This window comes from Mesorhizobium robiniae, from assembly GCF_040545535.1.
GTDB classification, from domain to species: Bacteria; Pseudomonadota; Alphaproteobacteria; order Rhizobiales; family Rhizobiaceae; genus Mesorhizobium; species Mesorhizobium robiniae.
This window is the reverse complement of the sequence record NZ_JBEPMC010000019.1, coordinates 90,674-108,454: the sequence shown is the minus strand read 5'-3', so window position 1 is coordinate 108,454 and position 17,781 is coordinate 90,674. Positions and strand designations below refer to the sequence as shown.

Annotated in this window: 9 protein-coding genes, 4 pseudogenes and 1 riboswitch; of the genes and pseudogenes, 8 read left to right on the top strand and 5 right to left on the bottom strand. The window is 61.2% G+C overall.

All coding sequences use genetic code 11. The annotated features are described in order from the left end of the window. The 4 genes and pseudogenes from ABID19_RS32800 to ABID19_RS32785 all read right to left on the bottom strand — a co-directional run. Positions 1-111: pseudogene (locus tag ABID19_RS32800) on the bottom strand (sulfur carrier protein ThiS); the annotation flags it as partial. Further along, the gene (gene thiO / locus ABID19_RS32795) at positions 80-1,081 is read right to left on the bottom strand and encodes a glycine oxidase ThiO (RefSeq protein WP_263806753.1); all 1,002 of its coding nucleotides are present in this window, start codon (positions 1,079-1,081) and stop codon (positions 80-82) included. The pseudogene ABID19_RS32800 and the gene thiO, both read right to left, overlap by 32 nt. Beyond that, complete coding sequence (thiC, locus tag ABID19_RS32790) at positions 1,078-2,913, bottom strand: phosphomethylpyrimidine synthase ThiC (RefSeq protein WP_263806754.1); 1,836 nt, start codon at positions 2,911-2,913, stop codon at positions 1,078-1,080. The genes thiO and thiC overlap by 4 nt, the downstream gene beginning before the upstream one ends. Before the next feature lie 104 nt (positions 2,914-3,017). After that, a riboswitch (TPP riboswitch) is annotated at positions 3,018-3,134 on the bottom strand. A 188-nt stretch (positions 3,135-3,322) separates the two neighbouring features. Next, the gene (locus ABID19_RS32785; RefSeq protein ID WP_354494714.1) at positions 3,323-3,505 is read right to left on the bottom strand and encodes a Fic family protein; all 183 of its coding nucleotides are present in this window, start codon (positions 3,503-3,505) and stop codon (positions 3,323-3,325) included. Positions 3,506-3,989: 484 nt separating this feature from the next. Between ABID19_RS32785 and ABID19_RS34420 the strand changes: the two are divergent. The 5 genes and pseudogenes from ABID19_RS34420 to ABID19_RS32765 all read left to right on the top strand — a co-directional run. Further along, positions 3,990-4,250, top strand: a pseudogene (locus tag ABID19_RS34420) (sugar ABC transporter ATP-binding protein); the annotation flags it as partial. 30 nt (positions 4,251-4,280) lie between these two features. Beyond that, positions 4,281-4,530 (top strand): annotated as a pseudogene (locus ABID19_RS32780) (ABC transporter permease); the annotation flags it as partial. Positions 4,531-4,550: 20 nt separating this feature from the next. Continuing rightward, on the top strand, positions 4,551-5,483 hold the full coding sequence (locus ABID19_RS32775) for an SMP-30/gluconolactonase/LRE family protein (RefSeq protein ID WP_263806755.1): 933 nt from the start codon (positions 4,551-4,553) through the stop codon (positions 5,481-5,483). A gap of 401 nt (positions 5,484-5,884) precedes the next feature. Further along, positions 5,885-6,334: a c-type cytochrome gene (locus ABID19_RS32770; RefSeq protein ID WP_263791801.1), complete on the top strand. Its 450-nt coding sequence runs from the start codon at positions 5,885-5,887 to the stop codon at positions 6,332-6,334. 47 nt (positions 6,335-6,381) lie between these two features. Continuing rightward, positions 6,382-7,659: a molybdopterin molybdotransferase MoeA gene (locus ABID19_RS32765; protein ID WP_263806756.1), complete on the top strand. Its 1,278-nt coding sequence runs from the start codon at positions 6,382-6,384 to the stop codon at positions 7,657-7,659. 24 nt (positions 7,660-7,683) lie between these two features. Here ABID19_RS32765 and ABID19_RS32760 read toward each other — a convergent pair whose 3' ends face one another. Then, entirely contained in the window at positions 7,684-7,911 is a 228-nt protein-coding gene (locus ABID19_RS32760; protein ID WP_263806757.1) for a hypothetical protein, read from the bottom strand. Positions 7,912-9,110: 1,199 nt separating this feature from the next. Here ABID19_RS32760 and ABID19_RS32755 point away from each other — a divergent pair. The 3 genes and pseudogenes from ABID19_RS32755 (at position 9,111) to ABID19_RS32745 (ending at position 17,756) form a co-directional block, all read left to right on the top strand. Next, the gene (locus tag ABID19_RS32755) at positions 9,111-16,754 is read left to right on the top strand and encodes a shikimate kinase (protein ID WP_263806758.1); all 7,644 of its coding nucleotides are present in this window, start codon (positions 9,111-9,113) and stop codon (positions 16,752-16,754) included. Between the two features lie 51 nt (positions 16,755-16,805). Beyond that, positions 16,806-17,133: pseudogene (locus ABID19_RS32750) on the top strand (IS110 family transposase); the annotation flags it as partial. Positions 17,134-17,360: 227 nt separating this feature from the next. Next, complete coding sequence (locus tag ABID19_RS32745; protein ID WP_263806759.1) at positions 17,361-17,756, top strand: helix-turn-helix domain-containing protein; 396 nt, start codon at positions 17,361-17,363, stop codon at positions 17,754-17,756. The last annotated feature ends 25 nt before the right edge of the window (positions 17,757-17,781 follow it).

Below are 17,781 nucleotides of genomic sequence, written 5' to 3'. Positions count from 1 at the left end.
GCTGTTGACCGCCGTTGCCAGCCAATCGCCCTCATAGTCAAGCGCGGCAAGCAGTTCGGCCAGCGTGGCGGCGGCAACCTCATGCGCTTCGCCGTTGACGGTCAGTTTCATGAGCGAGCTCCTTGGTTCTGTCTTGACTGAAAACCAGGTCGGCAGCCTGGCGCGCCATGGCGGGGGCGAGAAGAAAACCGTGGCGATAGAGTCCATTGATCGCGACGGTAGTTCCACGGGCCTCGACGCGCGGCAGGTTGTCGGGAAAGGCTGGACGAACGCCGACACCAGTTTCAACGATCTTGGCCTCGCCAAAGGCCGGATGGAGGGCATAGGCGGCACCCAGTAGCTCCATCATCGAACGCGCCGTGACTGGTCCGGCGGACTGGCTCTCGATCATCGTCGCGCCGATCATGAAACTGTGGTCGGTGCGCGGCACTGCATAGAGTGGAAAGCGCGGATGCAGCAGCCTGACCGGTCGCGACATCGAGATATCAGCGGTGCGCAGGATCAGCATTTCGCCGCGAACACCGCGCAGCCTGTCGTCGACGGCGCCCATACCCGTGCAGTCGATCTGGCGATTGAAACCGGAACCATGCCTGGCGTCGGCGCCGAAGCGGAACTTGACACCCATGGCCGCGAGTCTGTCATGAAGTGCTGCCATCGCCTGGCGCGGGTCGAGATGAGCCTCATCGGGGAACAACAATCCGCGCCGGAAGCGGCCGGCGAGGTCGGGCTCCAGGATCGCAATTTCATCTTCATCGACACGCCGATGCCCTGACGTGCGGCTGGCGAACCGGTCAAGCTCACCGGCATCACGCGGCATGGCCACGACCAGTGTTCCGGCCCGTGTCACCTGACCCGGCAGTACCGCATCCCACCAGTCGGCGGCGTTGCGTCCGAGGTCCAGCACCGGCTGCTCGGCGCTTTCACGCTCGCACCATGGCGCCAGCATGCCGCCGGCGAACCACGATGCATTGCCGCCAAGGGTCTGCCTGGTCTCGGTAACGGTCACCGACACGCCGCGAGTGGCGAACTCGAAGGCGGCGGTGAGGCCGGCGACGCCGGCCCCTTTGACAAGCACCCTCATGACGGTTCCGGCGCCTCTGGCATGAGCGGTACGCCGGTCTCGTCAGCCGCCATGTAGAGATCGCCACCCTCGCGGTATTTCGCCGCCATTGCCGCCATGCCCTCTTTCTGTGCCTCGGCGCGGATGTCGTGGGAGATGCGCATGGAGCAGAATTTCGGTCCGCACATCGAGCAGAAATGCGCCACCTTGTGCGCCTCCTTGGGCAAGGTCTGGTCGTGGAAGGACCGCGCCGTTTCGGGGTCGAGCGACAGGTTGAACTGATCCTCCCAGCGGAACTCGAAGCGCGCGCGGGAAAGGGCATCATCCCTGATTTTCGCCGCCGGATGCCCCTTCGCCAGATCGGCGGCATGGGCTGCGATCTTGTAGGTGATCACGCCAATCTTGACGTCGTTGCGATCGGGAAGGCCGAGATGTTCCTTGGGCGTGACGTAGCAGAGCATGGCGGTGCCGAACCAACCGATCATGGCAGCGCCGATGCCTGAGGTGATGTGGTCATAGCCCGGCGCGATGTCGGTCGTCAGCGGCCCCAGCGTATAGAAGGGGGCTTCACCGCAGACAGCGAGCTGCTTGTCCATGTTCTCCTTGATCTTGTGCATCGGCACGTGGCCGGGACCCTCGATCATCACCTGGCAATCCTTTGCCCAGGCGATCTGCGTCAGTTCGCCGAGCGTTTCCAGTTCGGCAAATTGCGCCGCGTCATTAGCGTCTGCGATCGAGCCGGGACGAAGACCATCGCCGAGCGAGAAGGAGACGTCATAGGCACGGCAGATGTCGCAGATTTCCGCAAAATGCTCGTAGAGAAAGCTTTCCCGGTGATGGTGCAGGCACCATTTGGCCATGATCGACCCACCGCGCGAGACGATACCCGTGACCCGGTCGACGGTCAGCGGGATGTAGTGCAGCCGCACGCCGGCATGGATGGTGAAATAGTCGACACCCTGTTCGGCCTGTTCGATCAGCGTGTCGCGGTACACCTCCCAGGTCAGGTCCTCGGCGATGCCGCCGACCTTCTCGAGCGCCTGATAGAGCGGCACCGTGCCGATCGGCACCGGCGAGTTGCGCACGATCCAATCGCGGATGTTGTGGATGTTGCGGCCGGTGGACAGGTCCATCACCGTATCGGCGCCCCAGCGGATCGCCCAGACCATTTTTTCGACCTCTTCGGCCATCGAGGAGGTGACGGCCGAGTTACCGATGTTGGCGTTGATCTTGACCAGGAAATTGCGACCGATAATCATCGGTTCGCTCTCCGGGTGGTTGATGTTGGCGGGAATGATTGCGCGGCCGCGCGCCACCTCGTCACGCACGAATTCGGGCGTGACGAAATCCGGTATCGATGCGCCGAAGCTTTCACCGTCGCGTTGCAGCTTGCCGCGTAAAATCTCGCGTCCAAGGTTCTCGCGGATGGCGACGAACTCCATCTCGGGCGTGATGATGCCGGCGCGCGCGTAGGCAAGCTGTGTCACCGCCTTGCCGGCCTTGGCCCTGAGCGGCCGGTTGCAAACGGGAAATTCCGGAGTCAGGCGCTCGCCCACCGCGAATCCATTGTCTTCGGGCCGGACATGGCGGCCATCATAGGCTTCGACATCGCCTCGCGCCGTAATCCATTCCTGGCGAAGTCGGGCAAGGCCTTTTTCGATGCTGGTTTCGACAGTCTGGTCCGTATAGGGGCCGGACGGATCGTAGACGGTGACGGGCGGTTCGCCCGCCGTCGGATGGACGGTGATTTCGCGCAGCGGCACCCTGATCTGCGGATGGAGGACGCCGGGCTTGTGGATCTTCCGTGAGGCGGGCAGTGGTCCCGTCGACACGGTGGGGGTGAGGGCATTCATCTTGAGGCTCCGTTGCTCATTGCATTGGAGACCCAGTTCTGTGCCGGAAGGATGAAAAGACGCTTTGGTTGGCCTTCCGAAACAGGTCTTCGGGCGTCAACTCCCGCAAAGCGCTTGCACCGTCCCTACGCCAGTATGAACTGGATCAGGTTCAACGGGTCACTGCGCCGCGAAAGCCAGCAGTATCTCAGCCCCTTGCCGGGACTCCCCTGGTGAATGCGCTGAATTGAACTGGCTGGCGCCATGTTGTCAAGCGCGTTCGGCCCGGGGGCAGTGTCTCAGTCGTCTAATTGGTCCGGCAGCGTCGATCACGGACATAAGCTGATTTGCAAGCATGGCGGATCATCCACTCCATCCACCAACGTCTTCCGCTCCATCAACGGCAGCGAGCGCATCTATGTAGCGGGTATTATCTTCCCCGATCTGCTCTGGGATCGTCGGGCGCCGGTAGAACATACCCAAGCTTCATGCTTAGGAGAGCGTAAGATACAGATCTTGAAGTACGCCCATTGCCATCTGTAAATGGATGGGTCCACTTGAGGCGCCAACGCGCATCCCGGCCGAGGAACTCCGGCTTGGCTACCTGCGCCACATCTGGCCAGAAGCCCGGTATAAGCCGGGCCTTGGGAGGTCAAAGGGGAACACCGAAATCGGGAGGATCGAGCCCTTCGGCATCGCCAATTTTGCATCGCATTGCGACGCCTGCATGAAGCGACTTGAGTACCATCGTCCATGCGTTCCGCGATGGCGAACTCCTGTAGGGTCTAATGAGTCCACACGGCCTAAGTCGCGGGCGAGCGCCGTGGTAATCCTCTCTGGAATCTAGATGACCCACATGATGCGCAAGCGACAGGGCGGTATGCCTACAATCGCAGTCTGTTGATCGCCGAGCAGTTCAATATCCTCGCTGCCCGACGGCCAGTCCGAAAGAGCCGGTCAAAGTGGCACGAATTTTGGCTTGCTCGGGTACAAGGCAGTGAAGGCTTCCTTGTACGACCCGCATGGCTGAAATGAAGGAAAGTAGACAATATGATAGACCCAACAGGGTTCGTTATGGGCATAGTTCCTCCCCTCAACGTAGGCTGGCGCGTAGAGCGAGAGTTCAATCACTGTCGGCCAACTTTCCTGCCGATGAAGGTCGAGCGCGTTCTCGACGCCAGCCGCCCGCTCGAGCAGCGCGGCGTGGCATGATTTATGTCTCGCATCGTCTCGACGATATCTTCCGCATCGCCGACCGCGTCGCCGTGCTGCGCGACGGCAGGCTGGTCAACCAGAAGAAGGTCGCTGACACCAGGGCGGATGACCTGGTGGAAATGATCGTTGGCCGGCCAATCGATCGAAACCCGCGGCGAAATGGCGGCTTTGCCGTCGGGGCCTTTCTTGGCTCGACCACCATCAAGCCCGGGCGCGTCAATGTCTGGGCACGATGAACGGCATCATCATCGTTGCCGTTGGCACATTTCCTGCAGCCAGCAGTTTGGCGGGCTCGTTCCTTGTCGCCCCCTGTTCAACGGCGTGGGGCTGCTCGTCGCCATCGGCATCGCTGGCTACGCCCAGCGCAAGCGCGCCGTCGCCCGCAAGGCTGGGCCCCTGCGCAACCTTCGAAGTGACCAATAGAACACATCCTGGATTATGATATGAGCGATTACGAGATTCTGGACGATCGGTTCCAAAAGTTGACGATCGGGCATGCCAAGCTCGAACGGCTGTGGACTGGTAGCCGTTGGGCGGAAGGACCGGTCTATATCCCGGCCGCAAGGCATTTGCTGTGGTCGGACATCCCTAATGACCGGCTGCTGCGCTACGACGAAGGCGATGGCTCCGTTAGCGTCTTCGAGACGCACTGCAACAGCCAGAACGGCCATACGCTCGATGCGGAAGGCCGCGTCGTGGCTTGCGAGCATAGCGCTCGACGCATTTCCCGGCTCGAGCATGATGGGCATTGGCGCTCCCTCATCGAAACCGTCAACGGCAAGCGGCTCAATTCGCCGAACGATGTGGTGGTAAAATCCGACGGAACGATCTGGTTCACCGACCCTGTCTACGGCATCGATAGCCACTACCAAGGCATGATTGCCAGACCAGAGATCGGCGGCTCCCATGTCTACCGGTTCGACGAGGCATCGGGAGCGGTGAGCGCCGTCATCACCGATCTGATTCAGCCCAACGGCCTGGCTTTCTCACCAGACGAGAGCATCCTGTATGTGTCGGATACCGGCGCAAGCCATGTTCAGGGGCTGCCGCGCGCGATCAAGATCTACGATGTCGCCGAGGACGGCCGCTCTCTGCGCCCGCGCGGTACCCTGGCCGAATGCGAAGCAGGATTCTTCGACGGGTTCCGCGTCGATCGCGATGGCAACATCTGGGCCTCCAGCGCCGATGCGGTTCGCGTCTACTCTCCGGACGGGACGCTGATCGGGCGTATCCTGGTTCCCGAAATCGTCTCCAACCTGTGCTTCGGCGGTCCGAAGCGCAACCGCCTCTACATCACTGCCCAGACGTCGCTCTATTCCATCTATGTCAACGCGCATCCCGCCGGTCTGGGCCCGGTGGCCGGCATCAGTCAGTGACTTGGCGCCGGTGCAAAGCCCCGTGGAAGTCGAGTTCCGGAAGGCCATGCAATCTTTCTGAGCCCAAGGGAGGTACCAAGATGCAACGCAGAGCATTCCAGAAATCTTCCGTCGCCCTGACGATCGCAATCACGGTACCGGCTCTGCTCTGCCGCCGGGCCAAAGGGACTCTGTTTTGCACGTCAAGCACTTCACAACGCAGGCCCGGTCTAGCAATGAGCGGGACCTTGGGCTGTTCGACTTCCTGAACCTTCGGCAGCGCAGCATGGTCGCATTTCGGACCTAGTGGGCAGTTGGAGGCGGGGTCCGTTCGCATCCCGTAGTGAAATCGCCGGCTTTTACGGTTGGCACAAGCGTTGCAGAGCTGTTTGCAACGGCATTTCGCCAAATGGGAGAAACGCATGAATCGCTGGAGCAAGCTGGGCGACATCGGCCGCCCTCAATGTCTAAGGAGAGGACGGGGGAGTTCCTACGTGAAATATCTGTTCGTTGGTGCCACAATAGTTTTGGCGTTACTGCCTCCGGTTGTGCGGGCCCAGGATATCGAGGGCGGCAAGGCGGTTTTCAAAAAGTGCGCTGCCTGTCACAACGCTGATACCGAAGCGAACAAAGTCGGGCCATCCTTGAAAGGCGTCGTGGGCCGGACAGCAGGGACCGCCCTTGGCTATTCTTATTCGAAAGCCATGAAGGATATGGGCGCTGCGGGCCTCGTATGGGATGAGCCGAACCTGATGGAATATCTGGCCAACCCCAAGGCGAAAGTGCCGGCCAATAAAATGGGGTTCCCTGGCCTCAAGAATCCCGACGACGTCAAAAACGTCATCGCCTATCTCAAGAGTGTGTCAGGTTAGAAACATTAGGCCATGCGTTTTGAGCACAGCGCAAGGGAGGAGCGATCGTGTTTCACGCGCTTAAACCTGTTTTGAAAGCCGACTGTTCTGCCGGGCAGAGTGGCGAAGCTATCCCGTTCGAGACGGCGGTAGCCAAAGCCATCGCGCTCGCCAAACCTGTTCGATACAGGGAAACGGTTTCGCTTGCCGGAGCATTGGGGCGGGTTTGCGCGGCCGATATACACTCGCCCATTCCGCTGCCTCCGTTCGACAATTCGGCCATGGACGGGTTTGCCGTTCGAACGGCGGATTTCGAGAGGGAAGGGCCTTGGAGCTTCCCTGTGGCTGAACGGGTGGTCGCCGGCGACGTACGCGCTCTTGAGAACCTCGACCCACGAATTGCACTTCGAATATTCACGGGAGCGCCCGTTCCGCCGAGCTTCGACGCTGTGGTCATGCAAGAGCACTGCGAGCAAATTGGCGATGTCGTGACGATATGCGAGCGGCCCCGTCGTGGCCGTCACATCCGTCTTGCTGGCGAGGACGTCGGCGTCGACATGGAACTGGTAAGGCGGGGCAGGGGCCTATCAGCTAGGGATCTAACCTTGTTGGCAGCGGTGGGGATCGTCGACGTCCAGGTGCTTCGAAAGATCCGGATAGGACTGCTCTCGACCGGAACCGAATTGAAAAACCCGGGTGAACCCCTCGAACACGGTCAGATTTACAACTCCAATCAGATCATGCTCAGTTCGTTGTTGGCGGGCTGTCCTTGGGCAGAGATCGTCGACTTCGGCATGGTCCCTGACAGGCTAGGTCTCCTCACGGACGTTGTCGCTCGCGCCGTCACGTCCTGTGACGCCTTGGTTACCAGAGGCGGGGTCTCGGCGGGCGAGGAAGACCATATGGTGGCGGCCGTTCAGGCTCATGGTGCCGACCTTGACGTCCTCAAGGTGGCGATGCGGCCGGGCAAGCCACTGAAAGTCGGAAGGATCGGGAACACGGTTTTTGCCGGGTTGCCGGGCAATCCGAACGCGGCGCTGATGGCGTTCCGGCAGATTGTCCTGCCCGCCCTGCGAAAGTTGGCCGGCCTTACAGAAACCCAGCCACAGTGGTTCTCGGCGGTGGCTGGCTTCAACCACAAAAAGGGGCAAGGCCGAACCGAGTTTGTGGCTGTCCGCATTTCCGGCCGCACCGAAACGGGTGAACCTGTGCTTGAGATGCTTGAACGTGGATCCCCGGCCAGTTTCATGGCCATTGCGCTGGCAGACGGGATTGCACTCCTGCCGCCTGAGGCCGCCGAAATCACAAACAGAATGCCGCTACGCTACGAGCCGTTTGGGGCCTAGCATTTGGCGAGCCTGCAGGGAAGGTCAGCCTGCCCGCCGCAAATCCTGATGCCGCGCCCGAGCTGCGATGAGCAGGCAGGTCTCGTCGCTAAGTCCATCCTGGAAAAGTCGAACCAGGTCAGAGGCAACGTTCTCGGCTTCTGGAGACCCTGGCTGGATATGGCTCTCTTGGCAAAGCTGGTCGAAAACCGACTTCAGACTTTCCAAGTCGCTCGGATAGAGGGCTGGGTCAAGGTTGAGACGATCAATCATCTGGGCCTCCCGCGGGCTGAGATCTTGAACGAAACAAAACGTGGCGACGAGGAACCCGCCGACAGGCGAAGATGACTCCGCCGAAAGGGATTGTCATCAAAAAAATCATCCACCCTGGATCGGTTGGCACGCTGCGTCGCCATGGCAAGAGCCACCCGAGACTGCGGCACAGACTGATTATTGCTCAAGCGGCTATTCGCCTTCGTTTATCTAATCCTGAAAGCGGGCAATCGTGCCGCGTAAACGATCAGTTGCCACGCCTGGCAAGTCTCGGAATGGTGAATGCGGTGCATATTGCCGATCTTCGTCGACGCGTCTGCCTCTGCCGAATGCGAGGCGCGCCAGATTACGGACCGGGACATCCGATACGCTTGCTCTGGCTTGGCTGCGGTTAACATTTTTGCTGGGGCATTCGGGAACAAAATCACGTGAGGGGCAGCACGACATCTTCTGCCCAGCCCCCAGCGCCATCACCGCCGGGGCGTCAAAGCCCGCGAGCCTACATCAGTAAAGGACCAGCGCATTGCAATGTCCTTGTCTCGGCGGGTGCAAGTCAGGTGTATGTCAGCAACGGAGGCTATGTGCAGGATCAAAGCGCGTCCTCGCCAAGGATGACCGCGCTATGGGCGAAAGATCGATGGTGTCGTCCGTCGTTGAGGGTGACCCTATTGGATGCATTGGAATGAGCGGAGCGAGGTTGCCGAGGGGCACGTGCGGTTTGTGTTGTCATGCCGCGAACGCGAAGCTTCCAATTAAGTGGTCATCGGAGATGGATAGTGACAGGCATTGGCCGAGGCGGGAAGTCGCATATTAGGGATTCGAGAGCCGACAACGCGCGGGGATCGAGCAACTCACGCCCGGAATCAGGTTTTGCCCCTGGAACAGGCAGCCCATCGTTCGCTTCCATCGTGGCGCGGATGCGCTCTGAGCCTCAACATGAAGGGACGTCCTCCGTTCGCAGCCCGCCGCTTGCCGATGATGCCGTTCGAGACAGGCCTGCCAGCTCCTCAGTTGCCCCCCCTGTGATCCCTGGGGCTTTGCCGCGTGCGGTTGGGCGTCGTCGTCCATCTTCCTGGCTGCTGGAGGATGACGCGCCAGCCCCAGAAGAAAGCCCCTGGCATTCCGACGGCGAGCCCTGGCGCGGCGATCAGGCCGCCGGAGGCTCGCAAGCAGATGGGCGACCACCCCGTCGGCAAACCGTGTCCAACCTGAATGCAGGAGCAGGAAGGTGGCGTACCGATGATGTCTCGGCTCAAGGCAGCCAAAACGCAATCGCGCAAGAACAACTGAATGCCGCCTTGCATGAGATTAATGACGCCCGCGGCATCGTTCGATTTTCAACTGCGGTGGTGCAGCATGATAAGGCGCTGCAAAGAGCGGACGGCCCGAACCACGCGATATTTCTGAAAAAGGCGGCCGTCCGGTTCACGCGTGAATTGCTCCCAAACTTGGAGCAAGATATCGACGCCTGGAAATCATGGGGGTATGCCACAACATGCAACGCAGTGAGCCGGGAGGCTGGAGGGCAGGAGGGTAAAGAAGCCTGCAGAGCCATGGCAGCTCGGGTGGCGCAGCTTGATCATGCGCTAATCAGCCAAGTCGACCCCAAGGCGCTTTCGCTCTTGTCATCATCGTTTGGCCGGCATTCCCCGATAGCGGAATGCCGCAATGGCATGATCAGAATCGCCAAAGTCTGCCGCGACGACAGAAGCATACTTCAAGAACTCAACAGTCAGAGCCTGGCGCTGCTGGTGAACGGTTTCAGCAAGTGGCCGGAGGATTGTCATGGCGCCATAGTTGCAATCGCCCGTGAGGTCCATCACCGCGCCGACCAGCTCTCTCGATCTAAACCGCAGGAATTGTCGACGTTGGTGAACGGCCTCAGTAAATGGCCGCAAGAGGAGAACACGCGCCGAGCCGCGCTCGCAATCGCCCGTGAGGTCCTTCGCCGCACCAATCAGCTCTCTGGTTTTAATCCGCAGGAATTGGCGAACCTGGTGAACGGCTTCGCCAAATGGCCGGACGACTGTCGCCCCGCCATAGTTGCTATCGCCATCGAGATCATTCACCGCCCCGGCCGCCCCGATGCGCGGCTCGCTGCGTCTACTTCGCAAGGATTGGCGCACCTGGTAAACGGTTTCAGCAAGTGGCCGGAGGATTGTCGTGGCGCCATAGTTGCAATCGCCCGTGAGGTCGGCCGCCGCGCCGGTCGTGCCGATGTCCGGCTGTCTGATTTTACTCGGCAGGATCTGGCGACCCTGGTGAACGGTTTCAGCAAGTGGCCGCAGGACTGTCGCGGCGCCACAGTTGCAATCGCCCGTGAGGTCCATCACCGCGCCGACCAGCTGCCCCGTTTTAATGCGCAGGAATTGTCGACGTTGGTGAACGGCCTCAGTAAATGGCCGCAAGCGGAAGAGTGTCGCCAAGCCGCAGTCGTTATCGGCGGCGAGCTGCTTCGTCGCGACCGGCTCTCTGATTTCAGCATTCAGAATCTTGCGATCCTGCTGAACGGCTTGGCCAAATGGCCGCAGGACTGTCGCGGCGCCATAGTTGCGATCGCCGGTGAGGTCGGCCGCCACGCCGGTCATGCCGATGTCCCGCTGTCTGGTTTTGTTTCGCAGGATCTGGCAACCCTGGTGAATGGCATTAGCAAGTGGCCGGAAGAGGCTGAGTGTCGCAAGGCCATAGCCGCGATCGCCGGTGAGGTTAGTCGGCGCGCCGACCAGCTGTCTGGTTTTAGCCCGCAGGTTTTGGCGACGCTGGTAAACGGCTTCGGCAAGTGGCCGGAAGCGGGGGATTGTCGCCGCGCCACCGCCGAAATCGCCGCTGAGGTCCATCGCCGCGCCACTGCCGAAATCGCCGGTGAGGTCCATCACCGCGCCGACCAGCTGCCCGGTTTTAATGCGCAGGAATTGTCGACGTTGGTGAACGGCTTCAGTAAATGGCCGCAAGAGGAGAACACGCGTCACGCCGCGCTCGCGATCGCCGGTGAGGTGCTTCGCCGCGCTAACAAGCTATCTGGCATTACTCCCCAGAACCTGTCGAACCTTGTGAACGGTTTCAGCAAATGGCCGGAACAGGCGGATTGTCGCGAGGCAACAGGCGCGATCGCCAGGGAGGTCCGCCGCCGCGCCGGCCGGCTCTCTGGCTTTAATCCGCAGGACATGGCGAACCTGGTGAACGGTTTCAGCAAGTGGCCGCATGTGGAGAGCTCGCGCGATGCCACTGTCGTGATCGCCGATGAGGTCTGTCGCTGCGACGACCAGCTCTCTGGTTTCATTCCACAGGACTTGGCGACCTTGGTCAACGGCTTGAGCAAGTGGCCGGAAGAGGCGGAGTGTCGCGAGGCTATAGCCACGATCTCCGGTGAGGTCCTCCGCCGCGCCAACCAGCTCCCTGGTTTTAATCTGCAGAACCTGGCGAACCTGGTCAACGGCTTCAGCAAATGGCTCGACGGGACCCACTGTCGCGAAGCCACGGTCGCGATCGCCGGTGAGATGCTTCGCCGCGCCGACCAACTCTCTGAATTTACTCCCCAGGACATGGCGAACCTGTCAAACGGGTTCAGCAAGTGGCCGGAAGAGGCGGCGTGCCATCAGGCGATAATTGACATCGCGCACAGACTCGGCTCGGCAAGCCTCCGATTCGGAGTTTTTACCACAGCTGCGCTTGGCACTATCGCCAATGATTTGGCGCGGGGCGTCATGAAGGGAGAGGACGCCGGAGAGATTAATGAGACCGCTCTGCTGAAGGACCGGCTGCACAAGCTCGCCCACCACCTTCACTATGCCACTGATCGCCTGGAGCAGGCCAACGCTCTGACGATCACCAACATTTTCAAAGCGCTGGCGAAGGCCCGGCTGGTTGACGATCTCGGGTTGCTCGCACGCACGGGGTTGGATCGCCTTCAGGAACTGCATCGAGCGCCGGGATTTGCCGCCGAGAATAACCTGGAAACCGTGGGTAATCTCTGCGCCGCTCTGCTGCCGCTGGCGCGCAGCCCGCACAAGCAGCTGCGCTGGCACCGCAGGCAGGCACTCAACCTGCTCAACGATATCCAACCCGTTGTGGAGCAAAAGATCGAGGCGCACCTCAACGCAAGCGATGCCGAACGGGCCCGTGGACCGTGCTCGAGCCGTTGTCCCGCCCTGTCGATCTATCAAGTGTTGAAGACCCGTGCGGTCCTCGAGAGACTCTATAGACGCCCCTATGTCGAGGGCGACAGGTTCGTTTTGCGGAACAGGCAGCAGAAGTTGCAGCGGGAGACCAGAGGCATCCTGGGCCGCACCCGCGATCTTATCGAGCGCGATCTTTCCAACATGAGCTGGAACGTGATCGCGGAAATCGAGGCCGATAACCCGCTGGATGCGGTAGATTCATTCCTGGAGCAGAATGCGGCAACCGTCCACGCCCAGCATCCTGCATCGGTCTTCGACGTGCATCAGGTGTTGCGAACCATGGATCACGAGCCCAGACCGCCGCAGGGTGACGCGGGACTGATGCAGTTGCCGGTGGTGGACATGCAGGGGCGACCAGTGGCCACGGAGGCCGAGACACGATATTCGATTTTTCATCGCCTGACCTCGGGGGCGGTGAAGGTGGTCGCGGTGCAACTGCCAGGCAAGCCCAGCACATTCATGCTGACGCGCACGCTCACCGTCGAGGGTGTGCCGTACCGGATGGACCTGTTTGGCGGCAGCAAGTTGAAGCCGCCGAGATTGACGCTGGCGCAGATCGCGTCGCGTCAGCCAGGCGGGCGACTCGAGCCGTCCGGGGGGAAGCTGCTGGCCATTCCTTATAGTGACACGGCAGCGGGCACGGACTTCGAGAGGCTGTCGCGCGCCTGGGCTCCGTTCAAGGAGGCCTATTATTACACGCAGCGCCGGGGGTTTGCCGCGCCACCGGCCATCCAGGGTCTGGGGCCTCACGACTACGCCGTGGAAGGCGCCTTCAAACTGTTGCTGCTGCCGGACCGCCCGGCCAATGAACAGCATCCCTTCAAGCTGACCGGAAAGGCAGGTCCGATCGCCCTGCAGCCGCATGACGGCTGCGGCTTCATCAAGGCCTCGCTGGCCGCGCTCATGCCAGCTGTTCGCCGGGCCGGTCCCCGGAACGGCTCCGATCGGATGGCTGCCTTTGGTGAGGGAAGGAGATCGTCCTTTCCTGCCTCGGCACTGCAACATTATCCGCGCAGCGAACTGGTGGCGGATGAGGCGCGCGAGAAGGCCAGGACCTGGCTCGAGAGCCAGCAAGGGCGCGCGTTGACGTCCGAAGAGCTGTTTCGCACCGTGACGACCGGACATATCGACGGTCCCGGCGCGGTCGCCGTGCCGTCCAGTGATGGCCGCGTCCACGTGCCGACGCTCAAGAGCGAGACGTTGACGGGCAGGGACGGCGTGCTGATCGGCCGCTCGCCCTATGACAAGCCGAACCTGCGCCCGTTTGCCGCCGGGCAGGTCAGGTCGGCGGTTGACGGGGACCCGACGGCAGGGTTCCTGGATCAGTGCGTGGCCATCCAATACAGCTTTAATGTCGCCCAGAAGTCGGGGGAGAAATTGGCCGCCGCCGATCCGACCTTCTTTGCCAAAGGCATTCTGATCGTGGTCCCCGACGAGATGTGGCCGGCCGACTATGCCGAGCGTGGGCTGGTGATGTCGGCCGAGGACGTCAAGAGCCATTCGAGCTGGACCACGAGCAAGGACCGGGTCACGGTGGACACCTCGCTCGACTGCGTCGGCATCCTGCAGGCGACGGAGGTGTTTGCTCCGGGGTCGCTGGTTGCCGTGCCGACCGGTGAACAGAAAAAACTTGACGGCGACTTCGACGGCGACACCGTCATCATACTCGGCGACCGGCCGCGGCTTTATGAGCATGTGCGCGAGTTCGATCAAAAGGAGCAGGCGCGCGGCCTGCGCTCGCTCAAGCCGCCGAAGTCGCACACTCCGGCCATCGACGGCGAGCGTTACCAGTTCAGCCGCGCCAGCCAGATCCTGGCTGCCACGCAGAACGTCCTGGAAACCTATACCAGCCTGCAGCGAAACTTTCTGGCGCAGCCCCATGAGGCACGACAATGGTTTGCCGAGCGTGCCATCTTTGGCACCTACGAGGGCGTCAACCCCGAGCTCAGGCACGGCCTTCGTGAGCTGTTAGACCAGGAACAGGCGAGCCGGCAGGATATCCAGGACAAACTCGACACTGCGAGACACGAGATCGAGGTTGCCAGACATCCGGTCGCCCGCGAAATGGCCGCTCTGCTCATTTCCGCCCTGGAGGCATGGGCGGTCAAGCCGGATGAGCAACGCCGGCCCGAAACAGTCGAAAGCGTGAACGACGCAAACCCAGGGCTCAGCGCTGCGCTGTGCGCCCTGTTCCCGGATCTGGCTGAGGCCTACCCGGCAACTCCCCAGCCACGCGAGCTCGTCCAGCTTTTGCTCAACCACTGTCCTGCGCGCATCGATCCCCGCCCGGATGGCTACAATCCCGACGACCTCGTCGAAAGCGCAAACAATCTCCTGAGCCTCGGCGTCAAGGTCGGCACCGACGCCTATAAATCCGACACTGGCGCCCGCCTGTTCATGAAGAAGAGCGAGGAGCTGCAGCGGCTGCTGCATCAGACGCCGGGCTTGAAGGCCGTGCCCTACGTCAAGGGTCTGGCTGCGACCCTCAACCGGGGCAGGCTCGATGTCGATGCGACCCTGGAGGACCTGAAGGACAATCCCACGCTGACGGCTTCAATCATGGAGACCTCGATCAAGCTCGCTGCGGAGCAGGGCATTTTGCCCAAACCGTCTGGCCTGCACCTTGGCACCGCGGACGGCGCGACGATGACGCTGAGCCGCGAGGAGGCATCCCGGCGCGCCAACATTGAGGCTGCCCGCGCCAGGGAGGAAGAAGAGGCAATCACCGCGGCAGCGCTCGACGTGGCCACCAGCCTGGCAACAGCTGGCATCCAGGTGAACATGCCTCATATGAAGCTCCGCTTGAAGTCGGCAGCCTCCATGACAGCCCATCTCACCGGCATAAGCGCCCCGAGCAGCAGCGATGTACAGCTGCTCAGCAGCGCCGTGCGCCATGTCTTCGAAGTCCCTGACAAGGATTTTACGCGCGCCTTCAAGGCAGCCATGCTGGCCTTCGATGAGCGGGGCTACTCCGAACTCCAGACCACCAACTGGTTCAGAACGCGGAATCCCAGTTTTGTCGGCATCCAGAGCGTGCTCACCACGCCGGATGGTTACCGCTTCCAGCTGGAGTTCCACACGCCAGGCAGTTACCAGGCCAAGATTGACAATCACGATACCTACAAGGAGCTTTTCGCGCTTCAGCAGCAAGCAGGCGGGGATGGACTGGAAAAGGCCAGTGAACTCGTCCAGCGCGTGCGAGGAGCCTGCAAGCAAGTTGCGACCCCCGATGGCGCCATGGACATCCCCCACTGGGGAACCGAAGAGGGGACAACGGGCGGAACCAGTCTCGCCAGCTTTGGGGTGCGCGCGGCCGAACAGCCAGGACCACCCCAGACCGCCAGGTCACCGGTCGCAAAGGAGATCTTTGCCGCCCTCAATGGACGGCCGGTCGTGCTGGTTGGCATGCCGAGTGCCGGAAAATCCAGCATCGGCCCGGCTCTCGCCAGGCGGCTGCGGCTGCCCTTCGTCGATACCGACAAGATAATCCAGAAGCAGGCCGGCACCTCGATAACGCAGATTTTCGCTACCAATGGCGAGGCGTATTTCAGGGACATGGAGGCAGGTGTGATCGCAGATTTGCTCCAGAAAGGGCCTGCCGTGATCGCGACCGGTGGCGGCGCGTTCATGCGTGAGCAGAGCCGTCACCTGATCGGCGAGAAAGCGGTCTCGATCTGGCTCGACACCAGGCTCGACGTGATCGAAAAACGCACCAGGAACGATACCAGCCGCCCGCTGCTGCAAGGCCCCAACCCGGAGCAGAAGATCGCCAGACTGTTGAGCGAGCGCAGGCCGTTTTATGCACAAGCCGATATCACCGTCGTCCCACCCCACCAGCAAGATAGAAAGAACGTCGATCCATGCGTGAGCGCCCTGCACGCCCACCTGTGCCCCGAGGCGGGCGTGGACCGCGGCCCTGCCAGACAGGAAGCCGATCGGATACATGTGCCAGGAGCGCAAACTGTCAACGGTGAGCCCACCTCCACGGCGCGGGAGCCGGACGGGCGCATTCTTCCCACCCCTCACGCTCGAGTTGCCCAGACGGATGAACCGGCCTCTGGCTCGGGCAGCGCACCGCAGGATCGGCCGGCGCTCGGCCCCACCGATTGGCTGACCGACGCCCATATCACTGCGGATTACGGGCTCCTGGGCCAGGAGTTGCAGGGACGTTCTCCGGATCTGGCTGCCCGGACGCGCCTCGTGGATCCCCTCATATCATATCAACTGCGCTTGATCCCCGAGCGCGATGCACTCGGCGAATTCCAGCGCATAGTCCATAATCAGAATGAGGAGGATACGGCCGACTTCCTGTTCCTGCCAGTGAACGATGGCCGTGCTGGCGTTCCTGATAGTGGCAGCCACTGGTCGCTGCTGCTCGTTGATCGCCGCGACCGGGAAAACCCGGTCGGCTATCACTACGACTCGCTGGGAGAGTACCACCGCCCCATTGCAACGGAGTTCGCAGCAAGGCTGGGCGCCCGCCTGCGGCCAGTGCGCATGGCCAAACAGCACAACGGTTATGATTGCGGCGTCTTCATGCTGGAGGCCACGCGGGAGCTGGCTCGACGGTTGGCGCAAGAACCGCGGCTGCGGCGCGAGTCCCTGCACCTCGACAATCTGGTCGCCGATCGCCAGGCACTCCAGGAGCGGCTCGCGCGAATTTGATGACGCGCTCGGGCTGATGGAGCTGGCTGGGGCGCTCTCGCCGGCGGGGGATTGGATGTTTCGACGGATCGGCGTGCTGTTGCTAGCCGAGAGCGGGCGTACCGGCGAGGTTCGATATGTCGGAGAGATATCCTCCGATAGTGCGCCAGTACGCTGCCTCGTCCGTAAGCTCGGACGCCCGGGTGTACAATCGAAATTTTGCTATGAGGCTGGACCCACCGGATACGGTCTGAAGCGGGAGATCGAGGCGCTTGGCTATGAGTGCGCCGTGATTGCTCCTTCTCTGATCCCGCGCAAGCCTGGCGATCGGGTCAAGACGAACCTCCGCGATGCCGAGAAACTTGCCCGGCTGTTCCGTGCCGGTGAGCTGACGGAGATCTAGACACCGGACGCTGCTCATGAGGCTAGGTGCCTTGTGCTGTGGAAGGGATGCTTTCGGACATGTTGATGCCTTTCATTGGCCGATCTAGTCAGTCTCACCGCGCTTGGCCGAAGTCCCTGTACCCACAACGACACACCCCAAGGAATGAGACGACGCAGCCAAGCGCATTTTGAAACCGTCGGACGCGTGTTTGTGTTGATCTCTGATATTAGGAAACCCATCAGATGATTGCCAATTTGCAATTATCTGATATTCTTCTCCTTATGTCCGTGATTGAATTCAATCCAATTGAGATCGCCACGCAGATCGACTCGGAGCGTCGGAAACGCAAGCTATCTTGCGCAGATTTGGCGCGTCAGTCGGGTGTGCATGTAAGCCAAGTCAGTCGAGTATGCCGTGGCCGTTTCCGCACGGTTAGTCAGAATACGATGCGAATTTGCAACGCGCTTGGCCTTGCAGTCAATCCCGACAGTTCCGCTAGCTGCCAGCATGGGAGGTTGCTCGCTGAGGCCATAATTGCTGTCTGGGACAAAACGCCATCTGACGCGCAGAGATTGCTGCGATTTATTGAAAGTGTAGCGGCATTGCGGGAGAGCACCCATGGGCATTCGGATCAGTGATTTCTTAAAAATTCTGTATCGACGA

What these genes read in the sequence shown, in the direction of transcription:
- thiC (WP_263806754.1), bottom strand. Translation starts at nt 2,913, where the DNA reads ATGAATGCCCTCACCCCCACCGTGTCGACGGGACCACTGCCCGCCTCA.
- ABID19_RS32745 (WP_263806759.1), top strand. Translation starts at nt 17,361, where the DNA reads ATGATTGCCAATTTGCAATTATCTGATATTCTTCTCCTTATGTCCGTG.
- thiO (WP_263806753.1), bottom strand. Translation starts at nt 1,081, where the DNA reads ATGAGGGTGCTTGTCAAAGGGGCCGGCGTCGCCGGCCTCACCGCCGCC.
- ABID19_RS32760 (WP_263806757.1), bottom strand. Translation starts at nt 7,911, where the DNA reads ATGATTGATCGTCTCAACCTTGACCCAGCCCTCTATCCGAGCGACTTG.
- ABID19_RS32775 (WP_263806755.1), top strand. Translation starts at nt 4,551, where the DNA reads ATGAGCGATTACGAGATTCTGGACGATCGGTTCCAAAAGTTGACGATC.
- ABID19_RS32770 (WP_263791801.1), top strand. Translation starts at nt 5,885, where the DNA reads ATGAATCGCTGGAGCAAGCTGGGCGACATCGGCCGCCCTCAATGTCTA.